This window comes from Nostoc sp. (assembly GCF_036919675.1).
Taxonomy (GTDB): Bacteria; Cyanobacteriota; Cyanobacteriia; order Cyanobacteriales; family Nostocaceae; genus Nostoc.
The window spans coordinates 1-15,276 of record NZ_JBALCP010000069.1; the positions used below are offsets into that span (position 1 = coordinate 1).

Annotated in this window: 15 protein-coding genes and 1 pseudogene; 5 read left to right on the forward strand and 11 right to left on the reverse strand. The window is 42.0% G+C overall.

All coding sequences use genetic code 11. The features are described from left to right. Positions 1-520: 520 nt before the first annotated feature. Positions 521-835, forward strand: a complete 315-nt coding sequence (locus V7K49_RS14750) for a hypothetical protein (RefSeq protein ID WP_335206179.1) — start codon at positions 521-523, stop codon at positions 833-835. A 209-nt stretch (positions 836-1,044) separates the two neighbouring features. On the opposite strand, the gene V7K49_RS14755 is transcribed toward V7K49_RS14750, so the two are convergent. From V7K49_RS14755 to V7K49_RS14775, 5 genes are all read right to left on the reverse strand, one after another. Further along, positions 1,045-1,971, reverse strand: coding sequence for a phosphodiester glycosidase family protein (locus tag V7K49_RS14755; RefSeq protein ID WP_335206180.1), 927 nt, complete (start codon positions 1,969-1,971; stop codon positions 1,045-1,047). Between the two features lie 83 nt (positions 1,972-2,054). Beyond that, complete coding sequence (locus V7K49_RS14760; protein WP_335206181.1) at positions 2,055-3,335, reverse strand: DUF4912 domain-containing protein; 1,281 nt, start codon at positions 3,333-3,335, stop codon at positions 2,055-2,057. A 624-nt stretch (positions 3,336-3,959) separates the two neighbouring features. Continuing rightward, entirely contained in the window at positions 3,960-4,496 is a 537-nt protein-coding gene (gene pyrR / locus V7K49_RS14765) for a bifunctional pyr operon transcriptional regulator/uracil phosphoribosyltransferase PyrR (RefSeq protein ID WP_298920883.1), read from the reverse strand. A gap of 89 nt (positions 4,497-4,585) precedes the next feature. Next, a complete protein-coding gene (cbiB, locus tag V7K49_RS14770; protein ID WP_335206182.1) occupies positions 4,586-5,557 on the reverse strand; it encodes an adenosylcobinamide-phosphate synthase CbiB in 972 nt (323 codons plus the stop codon). Positions 5,558-5,788: 231 nt separating this feature from the next. Then, complete coding sequence (locus tag V7K49_RS14775) at positions 5,789-6,229, reverse strand: Rrf2 family transcriptional regulator (protein ID WP_334949528.1); 441 nt, start codon at positions 6,227-6,229, stop codon at positions 5,789-5,791. A 474-nt stretch (positions 6,230-6,703) separates the two neighbouring features. Here V7K49_RS14775 and V7K49_RS14780 point away from each other — a divergent pair, with 474 nt between their 5' ends. Further along, complete coding sequence (locus V7K49_RS14780) at positions 6,704-7,117, forward strand: AbrB family transcriptional regulator (RefSeq protein ID WP_273768913.1); 414 nt, start codon at positions 6,704-6,706, stop codon at positions 7,115-7,117. Between the two features lie 757 nt (positions 7,118-7,874). On the opposite strand, the gene V7K49_RS14785 is transcribed toward V7K49_RS14780, so the two are convergent. Then, positions 7,875-9,779 carry a chloride channel protein gene (locus V7K49_RS14785; RefSeq protein WP_334867678.1) on the reverse strand — a complete coding sequence of 635 codons (1,905 nt, stop codon included), beginning with the start codon at positions 9,777-9,779 and terminating at the stop codon, positions 7,875-7,877. Positions 9,780-10,276: 497 nt separating this feature from the next. Here V7K49_RS14785 and V7K49_RS14790 point away from each other — a divergent pair, with 497 nt between their 5' ends. Further along, complete coding sequence (locus V7K49_RS14790; protein ID WP_335206183.1) at positions 10,277-10,663, forward strand: hypothetical protein; 387 nt, start codon at positions 10,277-10,279, stop codon at positions 10,661-10,663. 296 nt (positions 10,664-10,959) lie between these two features. Beyond that, positions 10,960-11,208 (forward strand): annotated as a pseudogene (locus V7K49_RS14795) (dehydrogenase); the annotation flags it as partial. Here the strand turns inward: V7K49_RS14795 and V7K49_RS14800 are convergent. The 4 genes from V7K49_RS14800 to V7K49_RS14815 form a co-directional block, all read right to left on the reverse strand. Beyond that, the gene (locus tag V7K49_RS14800; RefSeq protein WP_335067583.1) at positions 11,205-11,642 is read right to left on the reverse strand and encodes a hypothetical protein; all 438 of its coding nucleotides are present in this window, start codon (positions 11,640-11,642) and stop codon (positions 11,205-11,207) included. The pseudogene V7K49_RS14795 and the gene V7K49_RS14800 sit on opposite strands and share 4 nt — an antisense overlap. Continuing rightward, positions 11,623-12,075: a Panacea domain-containing protein gene (locus tag V7K49_RS14805; protein ID WP_335206184.1), complete on the reverse strand. Its 453-nt coding sequence runs from the start codon at positions 12,073-12,075 to the stop codon at positions 11,623-11,625. Before V7K49_RS14805 ends, V7K49_RS14800 begins: the two co-directional genes overlap by 20 nt. A 332-nt stretch (positions 12,076-12,407) precedes the next feature. Continuing rightward, positions 12,408-13,325, reverse strand: coding sequence for a WD40 repeat domain-containing protein (locus V7K49_RS14810; RefSeq protein WP_335206185.1), 918 nt, complete (start codon positions 13,323-13,325; stop codon positions 12,408-12,410). Positions 13,326-13,536: 211 nt separating this feature from the next. Beyond that, the gene (locus tag V7K49_RS14815; protein ID WP_335206187.1) at positions 13,537-13,797 is read right to left on the reverse strand and encodes a ribbon-helix-helix domain-containing protein; all 261 of its coding nucleotides are present in this window, start codon (positions 13,795-13,797) and stop codon (positions 13,537-13,539) included. Positions 13,798-13,955: 158 nt separating this feature from the next. Here V7K49_RS14815 and V7K49_RS14820 point away from each other — a divergent pair, with 158 nt between their 5' ends. Continuing rightward, a complete protein-coding gene (locus V7K49_RS14820; RefSeq protein WP_335206232.1) occupies positions 13,956-14,567 on the forward strand; it encodes a hypothetical protein in 612 nt (203 codons plus the stop codon). A 228-nt stretch (positions 14,568-14,795) separates the two neighbouring features. Here the strand turns inward: V7K49_RS14820 and V7K49_RS14825 are convergent, their stop codons facing one another. Continuing rightward, positions 14,796-15,164, reverse strand: coding sequence for a Dethiobiotin synthetase (locus V7K49_RS14825; protein ID WP_335206188.1), 369 nt, complete (start codon positions 15,162-15,164; stop codon positions 14,796-14,798). Between the last annotated feature and the right edge of the window lie 112 nt (positions 15,165-15,276).

Sequence of the window (15,276 nt, forward strand, 5' to 3'; positions counted from 1 at the left end):
GGAGAAGCAGCCGTCGGCTGTTTCTCCTTCCCCCACCTCACAATGATTATCATTCTTATATTTGGTGATTTTTTTGCTTGGAAGTCCCTAAAGTATCTCCTGTTTTAGGGAGAATGCATGATTTAAGTTGCAAACTGCTGAGATAGAGATTGTGATCTCAAGTCAGAGCATCACAATCTCTATCATAAGTTAAATTTATTATATCAACAAATAAGACTATTTGATTTTATTATCAAACTTGCTTTATCCTGAAATCAGTAGAGATTTGAACTTTGAACTCTTTACGGAGGATTGGGACTCCAACCAAGAACTTAATAAGAATAACTTCTACAGTACTCAGTACCGGAGCGCCCATTCCTAAGCTACTCGCTCAGAGTTCAAAGAACAAAGTAATGCTAAATTGCCCAAAGAAGTTTTAATGTATCTACTTTTCAACTTAGAGAAAGCAAAGAAGGACAATAGCTAAATGCTAGAGCAGCAGATTGATTGCCCCACCAGACCCAAGACAAGCGCAATGCTCATGAAACTTTTCCAAATCACTCTAGTGGTCTTAGTACTTTTGATCAACTTAGCAATTGCTTTCCCTTCTTGGGCAGAAAGAGCGCCTTCTTTAACTAGCAATCCTAACTACTTTCAAGTAGGGCAAAAAGTCATTTGGCTTTACAAGGCTCGCACAGATTCTAGCGATATCCAAAGAATTCCCGCAGAAGTAGTCAAGTTAAGCTTCAAACAAGTGCAAATCAAGGTGTACAAACATAACAACGAATTTGTTAATCGTTGGGTGAATCCAAACAAGCTTGAGAATTCGCAAAAAGTTAAAAGGTCAGTACTCTAAAATTGAGCCAGATGGAAGTAAATCTAGTCCTAGCCAGCGACAAAAGTCTTTACTGGACAAAGTATTTGGATTTAGGGTGAGATACCAAAATGTTTCTTCCAAAACGGGATGCTCCTAAGCTATCCAGTCTAAAATAGCCTGTTGATGGTACAAAAGTCGATGTTTACAACGGGCGTAGTTACGTTACAGCCCTAAACTTCTAAACTATTTTATTTTTTGTAAATTAAAAAAACTGAGCCAATCGGCCCAAGGTTTTCTACATAAGTTTTCTGGTTATAATATAATCCTGGAGACATCCCTCCATCAAATAAAATCCCTTCTTGAATCTTACCTAAACAGTTATTGCTAGCAATACCTTCTAGGACATTATCAAACATATCTGGCAGTAGCTCTTGATTAACTTGAGATAACTCAATATTTGAATTAGCTTTCAAGTCATTAACTAATAGTATTACATAGCCTTGATTAGTGATAGCTGCCAGAGAGCGATTAGTTGCATTTTTACAGGCAAATTCTCCCAAATCTTGACAAATATCTTTAAACTTACCCTGACGATAGAATCTGCCATTACCGCCCACTAAATTGTAATTGAGAATATCGCTCTTTCTTCTACCAGTTTGGATAGTAGCCTGTCGCTGGTTGGGTGTACCTCCTGATATCCCAAAGGAAGAACGTTTATTTTTAAATGCTCCTGAATACTCTACGCCACGAGAAACATTTAAGCCTTGTGGTTTATCATCAGTACCTATATAGTCGGCATTAATTGCGGCAATGGGTAGCTGGTCGTTTAATTTGGCATTCTCATCGCCGATGAGTTCATGAAACTGTTTTGGTACATATTCTTTACGCAGTTTCCCCCTAGCATCTTTGGCGTAGAGTTTATGAGATAGACCAACATTAACTTTGAAATCTAATTCTGCTGATTTGGGATTAAAAATAATCACATTGTTAATACCTCTTTGATTTTTTTTACCTTGATTATTAGTTTTAAAAAAATCAATACTGAACTTAGCATCTTTACCAAGGCAAGTTTTAGATGCTTTTGGGACTGAATTTGCCTCAATCTCTTGACAACCTGATAAAAAGCTTGCACCAATTATCAAGCTAAATAACAAAAATAATTTTTTTGTAGACATATAATGCAAAAAAACCGCTACAGAATTACTATAGCGGGGAATAATTTAAAATTTCAGTTTGGAGTTAATCTAAGAGCCAAAACTTAAGGGAACCATTCTAAAACAGCTTCTTCTTTGGTGTTAGTATTCCGAGATGGTGTGTCACGATTAAATTTCATTTGAATTGACCGGGTTTGCTCACCATCAGCAGCTACAGCCAAAATCGGATAGTCGATTAAACCATCCTGGAAGGACATCTGGAAGCGGAATGTCCCATCTGGATTTAACTGAATTCTCCGGTCACCAATGGTTACGGTAGCATCAGGTTCAGTTGCACCGTAGACTATCAACTCAGCATCGGCAATTAACCAGAACTGGCGCGGACGAACTGGTACAGCGGAAGCCGAGAAGCCAACACCTGACATTCCTGCACCGGAAGCAGTTAAGCCAGATCCGGTGGGAACTGCCCACAGACCCACACCAGATGGGAAAATATAGGAGCTAATGGCTTGTTCAGGACGCGCTGAACTTGGTACTTGCTGCTGGGAGCCGAAGATAGAACCAGCAACCCGTTGTGCTTCAGCAGATTCGGCTAAACCAAATATTTCGTCGTAGATGGGGTTACCGTTGCTGTTGCTGTTGCCGTTGACATTCACATTCACACCATCATTGGTGGTAACTGCAATCTTCTCAGCAGGGTGAACCAGTTCGTACTGAGTCTCACCACGTAAATCTTCTTCAAAGTTGACAGTGATGAAGACATCTTCAATCCAGTCAGAAGGATAGACGGGAGGAATGTGTACTTTAGCAGAACGAGCTAGTACTAACCAGCGACCATCAGCAGCACGATAACCGATATCAATCGTATAATCGCGATCGCTAACTGGAACTGGTAGATACCATTCTCTAGCTAGTTCATCAGCAGGATATTCTTGAATACTGTGAGGACTTTGGTATTCGATATTGATGTCGGTGACATCATAAATCCGTAGTGCGAGTTGCTGTCCTCCTTGTCGGCGCAGTTCCTGTTTATGTTCATTCGGAATATCCCAGTAAGTATAAGCCCACTGAGGATCGCGCGGTAAGAGGACAATCCGGCTTTCACCATAGCCAGAGGGCAGATCGGCGAGTCCTTCATCAACATCAGCCAAAGATCCACCAGTCCGATCTTCCTGACCTAATTCAAACTTAGCTGCTTCCACGGTTTCTTGTGCCTCCAACGAACGAGATGGACTAAGCAAAGTTTTGCTGCGCTGGACTTCTAGAATTGATGCCAGCAATTGTGATTTACGCATTCGGCTATAGCGAGAGATGCTATATTCGCTGGCAACTCTGCGTAGTTGCCGTAAGGTCATCTCTTCTAGTGGTGGGCGTTCTTTTGCCATTTGTTTGGCCTCCAGTAGTTTAAGCGGTAAATGATTTCCCCTGGTTAAAGAATGCTATATAAAATGTCATCCACTCCAGATGAACTTCTTATTCCTGACTCCTGGTTTTGCCCAGTTTTTAAGTTTTTAAATTGAGATCACTTCCAATCAATTCCTTGTTATGCCAAAATCAGCATTTCTTTGGGATCGGAGGAGTTCTATTTGTTATGTTAAGTCAATATTAACCACTAAGCATATGTAGGGATCAAGGGGTTTCAATAGGGTTTTTAGCTGTTTCACGAATTTATCGGCTCTTCTGGGATCGAATTGTCATGCTTTCATAACATTATTAGCTACTTCCATGTTGAGTAATGGTGATAATGTCAAATTTTCATGACATTAGGTTGTGGGTTAGCCAAAAACCGTAATCCATAAACAAAAGAGTAGGATTCAAAGGGGTTATGTCGTTGATCACAAAACAGGTAAGCTAGTGCGGATGATGGGCACGATCATGGATATTAGCGAACGGCTTGCCCTGCTGCGCGATCGCAATCGGGTACAAGCAGAATTAGAACGCCTATCACCTTGAAAATTCGTCAGTCTTTACAAATCGAGCAAATTCTTCAAACTCCTAACTCCCAACTCCTAATCTCCAATCAACTCCACTGCATCTCGTCCATCGCAATTTTGTAAGTAAACTTTGACAACTTCTTCTTTCGCAGTAGGTAACTGCTTGCCAATAAAATCTGGGTGAATTGGTAATTCTCGATGACCTCTGTCTACTAACACAGCTAAACGAATCACCTCTGGTCTACCGTACTCGTTGACTGCGTTCAAAGCAGCGCGAATCGTCCGTCCTTTGAAAATAACATCATCCACGAGTACAACCGTTTTCCCCGTCAGGTCAAAAGGAATTTCGCTTTTTGTTGGAGTCCGCAATCCAATTTTATCGAGGTCATCTCGATAAAATGTAATGTCCAAAGCACCGACTGACACGGCTACACCTTCGAGTGTCTCAATCTGACGCGCCAACAATTCGGCTAATAACGCACCCCTGGTATAAATACCAAGAAGCACCAGTTGAGACAAATCACGTGTCCTTTCCACAATTTGAGAGGCGAGGCGAGTCAAGGTCCGACGGATTTCTTCTGATGAGAGAATTTCAACTACTTTGGCAGACATAGCGAGTGATAAGTTAGGAGTGATCAGTTAAGAGTTAGGAATTTTTATTCTTAACTCCTAACTCCTAACTCCTAACTTTATATTTATCATTACTTATTTGGGAATATTAAGAATATAGCGATCGCTATCCCTAACCATAGCAAAAAACAATATCGAGTCAGCTGCAAAGCATTCTGAATAGAAGTTGCAGTAATCGGATAAATAGCATCTCCTAGCAGTGGTTTGTACTTAGCTACCCCACGATACCAATTTGTTCCACCCATCTGCACACCCAAAAAAGCAGCATAGGCGCACTCACTCCAGCCAGAATTGGGACTAGGATCATTAATTGCATCCCGACGACAAATTCGGTAAACATGCATCGGTTTACCTGATAACAGCGCCAGAGTCACAACTGTTAACCGACAAGGTAGCCAAGTCAAACAATCTTCCAACCGCGCACAGAACCATCCCAAATAAGTATAGGGTGCTTCCCGATAGCCCACCATTGAATCAAGGGTACTACTGGCTTTGTATGCTAAAGCCAAGGGAGTTGGCCCCACAAGTGGCACAAAGACACCAACAATTGCATAAAAAAGTGGAGCCATTACCCCATCAGTGGCATTTTCTGCAACCGTTTCTAAAACGGCTCGTGAAATTTCTGCTTGTGAGAGGTTTTGTGTATCTCGACCAACGTAATTACTTAAAATCTTCCGAGCCTGCCCCAAATCTCCCGCTGTTAAAGGTTGTAAAACAGCCACTGCTGCTGCTCGCAAACTTCTGCCAGCAAAACAACTAGCCAAAAGAATACTATCTATTGCAATTCCCAACAACGGATGAACCCATCTAGCACTTTGAATAATCAAAAAGCCAACAAGGCCGCTACCAATTATTAGGATAATGCCTAGTACAATTCCAGCTAGGCGTTGTGTTAGAGAATTTTGATACAATTGCAGAGAAAATTTAGTCAGGCGAGAAATTACCCACCCCATAACTTGCACTGGATGAGGCCAATCCCAAGGATCGCCAATTAAGTAATCTAAAAGTGCAGCAATTATTAAGATATAGATGCTATTAGTCATAAGTTACTGGTCAAGGGTCAACCAATTTTGGATAATGGATTTTGGATAATGGAATTGACCCTGACCACGAAAGCGAACAGCGGTAAGAAATCCGGGGCAAGAACCAAAAAACCTAAAATCTAAAATTCGTGGTCAACAGGAGCCAGTCATGTGCGGGAGTTTCCTCTGTCAAGTGAACTGGCTCGCAAGGGTCAATATTTGGATTATTGACTATTGACTATTGACTCTTTACTAAACCACAAAACTAGCCTCTTCTCCAAGGGAAGCCTGCCAGCTACGAGCATCGTAATAAAGGTCTGCCAGAGTAATACTGTACAAAGCTTCTTTAAGCTTTTGGTTGAGTCTCTGCCAGAGACTAAATGTTACCCAATCTTCAGCTTGTGCAGGTGCTGGGGTGTGATGGGGTAAATGGCTAGTCTCGCCAACTGCTTCTAAAATTTGTCCTATAGATATTTGTGCAGGCTCTCTTGCCAATTGGTATCCACCGATGCTACCACGAATTGATTTCACTAAAGACGCACGACGCATTTCTATTAGTAGTTTTTCGAGGTAAGGAGCTGGGATATCTTGGCGTTTGGCGATCGCTCTCACAGATACAGGGCCATATCTTGGCTGTAAACTCAAATCTAGCAACGCCTTCACACTATAGTGTCCTCTGGTAGTTAGTTTCATTTTGGCAAGGTTTATTGTTTAGTCAATAGTCAATTTTACAGAGTCCAAATATTGACCCTTGAACGGTAGTTGCTCTTTTTGGGGAAACACGCTTATTGCTCTATTTGGGGAGACCCTAAGACCGCACTGCCTCCTCTTGACCTTTGACTAAGGATCAGTTTTACTTATCATTCTCTGACTCAGTTATCATCTAAAGCTTGGAAACAACCTTTTGAGGGTTAGTTTAGAAAACTTAAAACTTGTATAGTCTAGCAGTGATTCACTAACTATATATATATAGTTATCAGCATTGCCAGCATTCTGTAAAATAGATTGTCTTGGCAATATTGTTAATCACATAACAATTGTGCCTATGAGTGTAATATACTTGGCTAGGTTGAGATAAAAACTAAAGGATTATGTTCCTATTAGCTCAATGTCAGCTAAAATAAAATCGATTCAAACACTTCAAACATTCATTTTCGACCTAAGTTGATGCCTAAACTGAAAAAAATTGAACCCCTACTCGGTGAAGAACTGCTCAAAAAAGTCAAAGAGCTAGAAAGCGAGAGCAAGGAAGACAAAGCCAAGAAGTGCGGCTACTATACCATTACCAAAAACGGTATAGAGCGCGTCAATATGATGAAGTTCTTAAATGCCCTAATTGATGCCGAAGGCATTCAGTTGGACAGTACACCCAGTGCTAATGGGCGTGGTGGACGTAGTGCCAGCTATAGAATTAGTGTGCAATCGAATGGTAACTTACTTATAGGTTCAGCTTATACAAAACAGATGAATCTTAAACCAGGAGATGAGTTTCTGATCACTTTAGGCAAAAAGCACATTCGTCTGAGACAGGTAGATCCAGAAGATCGGGAAGATGATGAAGCCATAGAAGCCACAGCTTAATAATATAGTCAAGAGTCCAAAGTCAACAGATTTTAGACTTCGGCTACGCTCAGTCGAACGATTTTAGATTTTGGATTGACCCCACCAATAAACAGATGGGGCTTGAAGATTTTGAATTTTGGATTTGTGTCACCCACAAAGGGTGAAAACGCGTAGCGAGACATTAGTCTAGCATGAACCTAAAAGACGCAAGGGTAGCACAGCGTTAGCGAGTCCGCGAGTGTCTGACTCGCTCTAAGCGAACGCAAGAGCGTCTCTAAGAGTTGCCATGCTGTTGGCGAACACGAACAGCGTGTCGCAGACAAGCCTCTCAAAGAGAAGGCTTTAGGCTGCGCTATCGGGTTTTCTTCAATCTAAAATTGGCACTCAAGAGTCATTAATCAAAAGTCCAAGATTTTTGACCCTTGACCTTGCCAATTTTGGATATTGGATAATGGAATTGTTTTTTGGTTCATGCCCCAACGACACTTGCTTTATACCGGGCAACCCGTCCACCGCACTGGCTCCCCCTTGTGGGTCGAACAAATCTAAAAGATGCTAGTACCGCAAGGCGGAAGTCAAAAGTCAAAAGTCAAAAGTCAAAAGTCAAAAGTATTATGGAATAAGCTTTTTAGGGTTTTTTAATGGTCTGCTTATTTCCGCCGTGCTGTACTAGTACCGACGCTAAAACGCGAACAGCGTGTCACAGACAAAACTCGCTAAGGCTATCGCAAATCCAAAATCCAAAATCCAAAATCCAAAATTGATTCACCCTTGACTAATTATTAATAACTATATCTGTGGTGGGTAAGACTGGTAAATAGTGGCGAAGTGCCTTGCGCGTAACTGCTAAATTGCAAGTTAATGCAATTTGCTCTCTTTCTAGTAAACCCAAAATGCGATCGGGTTTGTCTCGTGCTACCACTGGCAATTGATGCAAACCTCGAAGAGTCATCCGGTCTAAAGCTTCAGATAATAGTTCATCCTGCCATGCGTAAAGGATTTCAGTAGTACAAATGTCTATGAGGGTTTGACTGGATAAATTATCTGGAATTTCAGTTAGCGAATTTGGGTAAGTTTGCCAAAGAGCAAGGGCGCGGTTAATATCTTCCAGAGAAAGTATACCAACTAATTGCTCTGCTTCATCAATTACTAAAGCACTTCGGGCGCGATCGCGGATCATTTCTACAGCTGCATCTAACACTCCAAGGGTTGCAGGTAGCTTTTTTGGACAGGGGTACATAGCATCTTCTACCAAAATTTGCTCCACAATTTCCGCTTTTTCATCTTTCAATTCAGAAAGACCAATTTGTTGTAGGTTAGAGTTAGAATTAAAAGTTGGTTTAATCCTTTCCACTAGCCAAACACTCAAACCCACAGCTGCCATCAACGGTAAAACAATCCGATAGTCGCGGGTTAATTCAAACAGCATTAAAATAGCCGTTAACGGCGCTCTGACACTAGCAGCTAGCACTGCTGCCATTCCTACCATTGCATAAGCTGGGGGAGCTGCCATCTGATCGCAAATAGCCGGGAATGCCACAGCCAAAATCTTGGCGTAAGCTGATCCAAAAGAAGCACCTAAAAACATTGCTGGTGCAAACAAACCGCCAATGAAACCACTACCCGTACTAATTGCAGTCATCAGTAGCTTCACTACCAACAGCACCACCAACAGGTAGAGTGGAAACTCTACATCCTGAAGCATTGCTTCTACAGTTTCATAACCGACGCCCAGAATTTGCGGGAAGTGCAAAGCAACTGCGCCAATTATCACACCGCCAATAATTGGATGAATCGGCTCAGGAATTCGTCCTAAAAAGTCAAAACCTGGAACCTTTCCAGCAAAGCAGGCTTTTGCTCCCCGAATTGATTGAGTATAAGCCAAAGATACTAAGCTGGCCCCTAAACCCAAGCCAAGATAAAGGGGTAATTCCAAAGGACTACGGACTTGGTAAACAGGTAAATCAAAAGCAGGTTGTGTCCCCAAACCAATTTGGGCAATTAATGCTGCTACCACCGCCGCTAGCAGCACCACACTCACAGCAGAAGTAGCGAAAGATGTAGCTCCCATTACCACCTCAAGGGCAAAAAATACTCCAGCGATGGGAGCATTAAATCCAGCAGCGAGTCCAGCTGCCGCGCCAGCACCTAACAGCAAACGTTGTTGTTCTTGAGATACATTCAGGATCACAGACAACAACATCCCAAAATTTGCGCCAATTTCTACACTCGGTCCCTCTGGCCCTAAAGAAGCACCGCTTCCCAAAGAAACAGATGCGGCTAACATCTTCGTAACTGGTCGTAGTGGTCGCTTAATCTCTGTTCCTTGAGAGGCAGCGATTAGAGATGAAAGTTCAGGGCCAAAGTCTTGAGTGCGCCAGCGCATGAAGCCAACGATTAAGCCGCCAAGGGTGGGAACGCAGGCTAAAGTCCAAGCACCCCAGACGCCGATTTGACCCATTAAATTTTCCAGCATCAGCTGGTGAATCAGCTGGATTGAATAGTGAAAAGTGACTACACCCATACCAGTACCACCGCCAATCAGCATGGCTAAAAACAGCACAACGGTTTCTGGGGATGGTTGAAAACGATTAATTAGGTGAGCTAAACGAGCGGAAGGTGTAGGAAAGGCAGGTTGTTCCGTTACCTTCCTCAGCTGAGTGGGAGGCAAGAGAGTCATTCAGAGGCGTGGTAAATGTAAGAAAAAATTTAAATTTTTATCTGTTACTTCTCATTGTGAGCCATTATTTAGCAACCAGACAAGTAGACTTTATTTGTTTGATTTACAAAGCTTTAGCAAAAAATGTTATTGTGCAAAACTTTTGTGGGCAGAATGGTTAAATGGGAGACAATTTTTATTTAAGGGTCAACGATGCCTAAGTTGGGCTATTCGGCGTCGCTAGTGGGGTGCGAGTCAGCGCCAACGCTATTGCTTTCTAAAGACAACAGAGCTTTTGTGGGCTGGGTGGACGCACTCGCAAACATTAACTAGAAGTCATCCTTGCCTAAATCTAGCTATACTCGTGTTACGACCATTGAGCCATCCTTTGTAGTAATACAATGTATGTATGATTTATGCCTGATGTCAGACCATACTTGGAAGTCTGCTAAGTATTGATCGGCATTCAATATAACTATTGTTATAGAGCGAGTAAATGGACTAGGCGGACGAGGTAAATGAATATACACACCTTTGATAATCATTATGTTACTTGCCCAATTTGCCAAAGAAATGCTACACCAAAACTAGTTAAAACGCGCATGGGCTTGTTTTGCTGTCCCTATTGCCAGGAACGGCTAGTAGTTTGCCAAAGCGGTCATTATGTCCGTGATCCGTTTACTTGGAGACAATTAATGATTTCTTCGGCGCTACGTCGTCAAAGCCGACCTTTAGCTAGGATTATCAGAGATTTTGTCCTGCTGAAGCGTCCTATGGTAGCCTTGGCTGTAGGAAGTGCCATTTTCTTTAGTGCGATCGCCTTGACTCAGGAAAGGACAAATTACGAGCGCCAAATTTTTCCCACAACAGAGAAAGTTAATGAACTAGGAAAGGACTCTCAGTAAATGGATTACTTTAGTATAAATCAAATCTTACTTTGATTTTTGTAATATTATAACTAAATACTTCTGTAAAACCGTGTCTTATTGCCCCAAATAGGACACGGTTTTACATTATGTCCGCTTAAAGATCCGTCCTGGTGCAACAGTCAACTTAGGTGATTTCTGATGAAAAAAATACCTATGTTGACGAGTTTCGACTTCTCTGCGAGACGCTACGCGAACGCTCAACTCTCGATTACTCAGTTGGTTGAGCGAAGTCGAAACCAACGGCTATGGTAATTTTATTACTAGAATTCACCTTATTTGGTGGATGTCCACGGGATACAAGTATTACCTTCAACACAGAACGGCTAGACTACAGTGAACTTACTACCAAGTACGTATTTCAGAATACACCTGAGTAAGTGCGATCGGCGTTATCACTGTTAGCTAGTCGCAAAATTCTCTTTGAGTTACTTATTAGTGAACAGCGGCCATTAAAAGATTTAAAACAGGTGTTTGATGAGATGAAAGCGCGACAAGTGATTAAGGTGGTGATGATTCCTTAATTTTTTGCGAGGTACAGCAGATGATCTGGGTCTAGCCAAACAATATAGAAAATCTCGTTAATAAAGAATCCATGAACCCTACCATGTTCATTTGAGGAGATGGAAAACTGATATGGTATATTAACTAATTGTTCTTCGTTCGGCAAATCAAATCCGCTCTCGCTAGTATCTTCCCACTTGATGGGATGACATCTGAGCGTACTGCTACGATTCATTAACAACTCTTGAGCCGTCAGGCTAGATAGAGCTTTTAATCGATCAAGCAAGGTCAGCCAGTAAATTACTTCTTTTTTGCTACAAGAAAACTTGCTGTTACTGTCTTGATAATATTTAAACGAAAAGCTGATGCCTTGAGGTGGCTTCAGCTTTGTTGGTTTAATACCTGATATGCCGTCTTTGGCAACCTCAGTCTTATTAATCCTTTTCTTCGGCACGAGATCCGTAGTACTCCTTCATCCACTGTTTCTGAATAACTTCGTTGGAAGGTTCGTCATGTGGTAGATTTCCTCTAGCTAAATTCCAGGGTGCCTCGACATGAGTCATCTGCTCTAGTTCATAAGCATCGCAGGCAAAGTACTCTTGTGCAACCTCATCTAGAAACTCTTGAACCTCTTGAGGTAAGTCTGGGTTAGCATCCTCTAAAATTGGTTGCCATCCAAAAAGTTTATAGTTCTGGTACAACGCAGGTATTACAGGCCCATGTATCCAGGCTTGAAAATCCTCTTTGAATAAAGGAGTGTCATAGAGTGCAAGATGCCAAGCTTGAGCATAGTACACAAGCTTTTGCAGCTTTAAATTACTGATAAAAGAGCCTGTTTCATTTGCTAACCAGATAAAGTAATCTGCTACGTTAAAACATGACAACACTACAACCACCCCCTTCAGCCTGCTAGATAATAGCTAGCCTTTATTCGCTTTCATACATCAGCTTACAGAGTTATCACAGCAAGAGCTATGAAGAATTTCCCTGCTTCTTATAGTTTAATTGTACTACTTTAAGCTTCTACCTAGTGAATCGTAAAACTACAGCAGAATTCAGGAGCGGAGTTGGAGACGCTCCGCCTCCGGTCAGGAGTAAAATTTACTCTATTAGGACTTACGCATCAAGTACGAAATTTAGGGGCAATTCATGAATTGCCCCTACGGAAAATCAAGGCTTTCACTGCCTTTTTGCGTAAGTCCTATCTATATCTGACAACTTATCCACGCTGCCAAATCTTGATGCTTCTATCATGACTGCTGCTAGCTAAAAATTTTCCATCTGGACTGAAGGCGACAGACATAATGTAGGACTCATGACCAGAGAGAGTACACATTTCTCTCTTGGTTTTTAAGTCCCAAATCTTAATTTCCTTATCATCACCCCCACTTGCTAACATCTTGCTGCTTGGGTCAATAGCCACACATACTACTGCCTTAGAGTGACCTTGCAGAGTCTCTTCGCACCCACTTGAGGCATCAAATAATCGAATAGTTTTGTCGTTGCTTGCACTGGCTAAAAGTTGACTGTTGGGGCTGAAAGTGATTGAACGGATCTTCTGTGAATGGGCAGAAAATTTACGCGCTAACTGTCTAGTTTCCACATCCCACAGTGTTACAGTGTTGTCCCATCCGCCGCTAGTAAGTACTTTCCCATCAGGGCTGAATGCGACTGCCTCGATAATTTGAGGATTTGAGTTAGATAGAGTTTTAATCTCCTCTTTAGTCGTTAAATCCCACAGTTTCACATCTCCATCATTGCTGCCACTAGCCATCAAATTAGTACACGAATTAATAGAGATTGAGCACACTTGATCGTAGTGGCCAAAAAGCGTTTTAATTTTTCTGCCACTTATCACTTCCCACAGATTAATAGTTCTGTCGAAAGAAGCACTGGCAATAATGTTACCGTTGTTGTGAAATGTGACTTGGCGAACAGGACCTCTATGACCCGTGAGTGTCTGGATCTCACGCATTGCTTGCAAATCCCACAACTTAACTGTGTTATCGTCGCTGCCACTAGCTAACAAATCCCCATCAGAGCTAAAAGCAACAGAGTTCACACCAGACTGGAATCCTTGATGTCCCGTGAAAGTTTGAACGCATCTCCACTGTGCTGCTGTAAGCCATGACACCATAAATGTACTCCTATCTTTTCTGGACTTAACGGAGCAAACTTTTCTCGTTCAACCAATCATTGCGAGTTAGTAAGCTCATTCATAGTGTTCCCAGTCAGAATAAAATATCTAACAACTAGTTATAGGAGAGTAATTTTGGTAAACTGAAGTGTTGCCCAGCATTAACCAGAAAATTTCTTTGCTTCCATTTTTGCCATGTACCGATTCATTCTTAAGCTTCTTTTACTTGCTTCAACTGTGTTAAAAGCTGATTCACAAAAGTTTCACCATCAATTCCTTCTCTCTTTTCAAGTGATGCTATCCCTTCATCAATTTTGGTGCGAGTTTCTTCAAGCCATCCTTGGTAAGCAAGAGTCTCTTCTGCTAAAAGGCGTAATGCAGTTTGAATTACTTCATCAACACTGTTAAATCTACCGATTGCTAGCAAAACTTGAATTAGTTGTTCTTGCTCTGGGCTGAACGTAATGCTCATAACGATTCCATTCTTGGCTTTTTCTATGATAGAGCGTTGATAAGTAAGATCCTTAATGTCTTAAGTTGGGTTGACGCTTGAAATAATCTTGCTGAAAGACGGGAAAACTATGGTTACTCCCTAATGGGGAAATTTCCATGAAAGTCCTGAATAAAAAAATGCTCAATAAATCTCTGTTTAACTGTTTAATTTTGCCTTTTTCTCTAGCACCCTGGTTGTGCGTGGGAACGCTTTTTGATTCCAAAGTTAATGCTTTACCAGGACAAAGTACAGAGGAAGTAGGCACCTGGATTAAAGCACATCCCACACTCCGCCCCAGGAGTGGAGAGCAATTGTTTGTCCAAAAGACTGATACAGCTGCTCAACGATTCACTTTTCAAGCGTCGGTTTTGCCCCCCGGTAGGGTAGAATTTTCTAAAGACCGTAGCAGAATTCGCAGTGAGCGCATTGCCATGTATGATGCCATTAACGGCATGACATTTGCGCGTCTCCAGGAATCCTTGCGGGTGATTTATGGTTTGGAGATTTATCAAGACTACGATCGCGCTCAGGTAGTGTATGAATATCCCAACCAGAGCGTAATTAACTCGGCGCGTTTTGCCAAAACTCCGGTTCGGGAAGCTTTAAAGGGAGAATTACGAGTAGGCGATCGCTATGTATATTGGGTGGAAATTGCCCAACCCAAGACTGGCAGGGCTTTTACCGGTCAAATGACGATTTTGCTCAAAACTGACCTAGACAAGTTAGAAAGTGAACTGCAAATTCGTTAATGGGCATTGGGCATTTGTACTGAGCTTGTCCTGAGCGTAGCCGTTGGCGCAGCCTCTCCAAGAGTTGGGCGGCGTCGAAGTATTGATTACAAGAGGCAGAGGGGCAGTTCTTGCTGGGGGCTAGTGGGAGAATTAAAATTACCTCTTTCCCCTCTGTTCCCTGCTCCCCTGCCTCTTCTCCCCTTGCTCCCTGATCTCTTCTCGTTTAAAGATTACTGAATTGGTGTTCTACAAGTTCCCCAACCCTACAGGAGCAAGGGTTTGCCATATACCCGAAAAGATACTTTCAGATGCTAAAGAAATTCGGAGCAAATCTTCCTTCAGTAGTGGTGGCCAATCTATCCCGGCTTTATGCCCTGCCGCAAATAGCTGTTGTGCCTTAATGCTTAACTGATAAAGGGTCAAAGCCAGTTGGCGATCTAGGCTCTTTGCATCTTTGAGGGCTTCAAAGACCACTTTCAATGCCAATAAAATTAAGGTGATCTGACCGGGTACCGGCGGTTTACCCTGTTTCATACGCGTTAACAGGGCATCTGGGTTTTCCTCGGTTGTGATTGTCTGATCTATGAGGAGTTTCCGAGCTGTTTCATAATTCATGTAGTCAGTTTAGCGTACATGTTGCTTCAGCAGGAATACCTAATTAAAAAATCATAAAACTGGCTTTTGATTATTTATAGCAATCTCATTTGATTTGTGAAAAGATAGGCGT

Excerpts from the sequence above, each read along its gene's own strand:
- pyrR (WP_298920883.1), bottom strand. The coding sequence starts at position 4,496 with ATGTCTGCCAAAGTAGTTGAAATTCTCTCATCAGAAGAAATCCGTCGG.
- V7K49_RS14775 (WP_334949528.1), bottom strand. The coding sequence starts at position 6,229 with ATGAAACTAACTACCAGAGGACACTATAGTGTGAAGGCGTTGCTAGAT.
- V7K49_RS14810 (WP_335206185.1), bottom strand. The coding sequence starts at position 13,325 with ATGGTGTCATGGCTTACAGCAGCACAGTGGAGATGCGTTCAAACTTTC.
- V7K49_RS14785 (WP_334867678.1), bottom strand. The coding sequence starts at position 9,779 with ATGACTCTCTTGCCTCCCACTCAGCTGAGGAAGGTAACGGAACAACCT.
- V7K49_RS14750 (WP_335206179.1), top strand. The coding sequence starts at position 521 with ATGAAACTTTTCCAAATCACTCTAGTGGTCTTAGTACTTTTGATCAAC.
- V7K49_RS14790 (WP_335206183.1), top strand. The coding sequence starts at position 10,277 with ATGAATATACACACCTTTGATAATCATTATGTTACTTGCCCAATTTGC.
- cbiB (WP_335206182.1), bottom strand. The coding sequence starts at position 5,557 with ATGACTAATAGCATCTATATCTTAATAATTGCTGCACTTTTAGATTAC.
- V7K49_RS14780 (WP_273768913.1), top strand. The coding sequence starts at position 6,704 with ATGCCTAAACTGAAAAAAATTGAACCCCTACTCGGTGAAGAACTGCTC.
- V7K49_RS14760 (WP_335206181.1), bottom strand. The coding sequence starts at position 3,335 with ATGGCAAAAGAACGCCCACCACTAGAAGAGATGACCTTACGGCAACTA.
- V7K49_RS14755 (WP_335206180.1), bottom strand. The coding sequence starts at position 1,971 with ATGTCTACAAAAAAATTATTTTTGTTATTTAGCTTGATAATTGGTGCA.
- V7K49_RS14825 (WP_335206188.1), bottom strand. The coding sequence starts at position 15,164 with ATGAATTATGAAACAGCTCGGAAACTCCTCATAGATCAGACAATCACA.
- V7K49_RS14815 (WP_335206187.1), bottom strand. The coding sequence starts at position 13,797 with ATGAGCATTACGTTCAGCCCAGAGCAAGAACAACTAATTCAAGTTTTG.
- V7K49_RS14820 (WP_335206232.1), top strand. The coding sequence starts at position 13,956 with ATGCTCAATAAATCTCTGTTTAACTGTTTAATTTTGCCTTTTTCTCTA.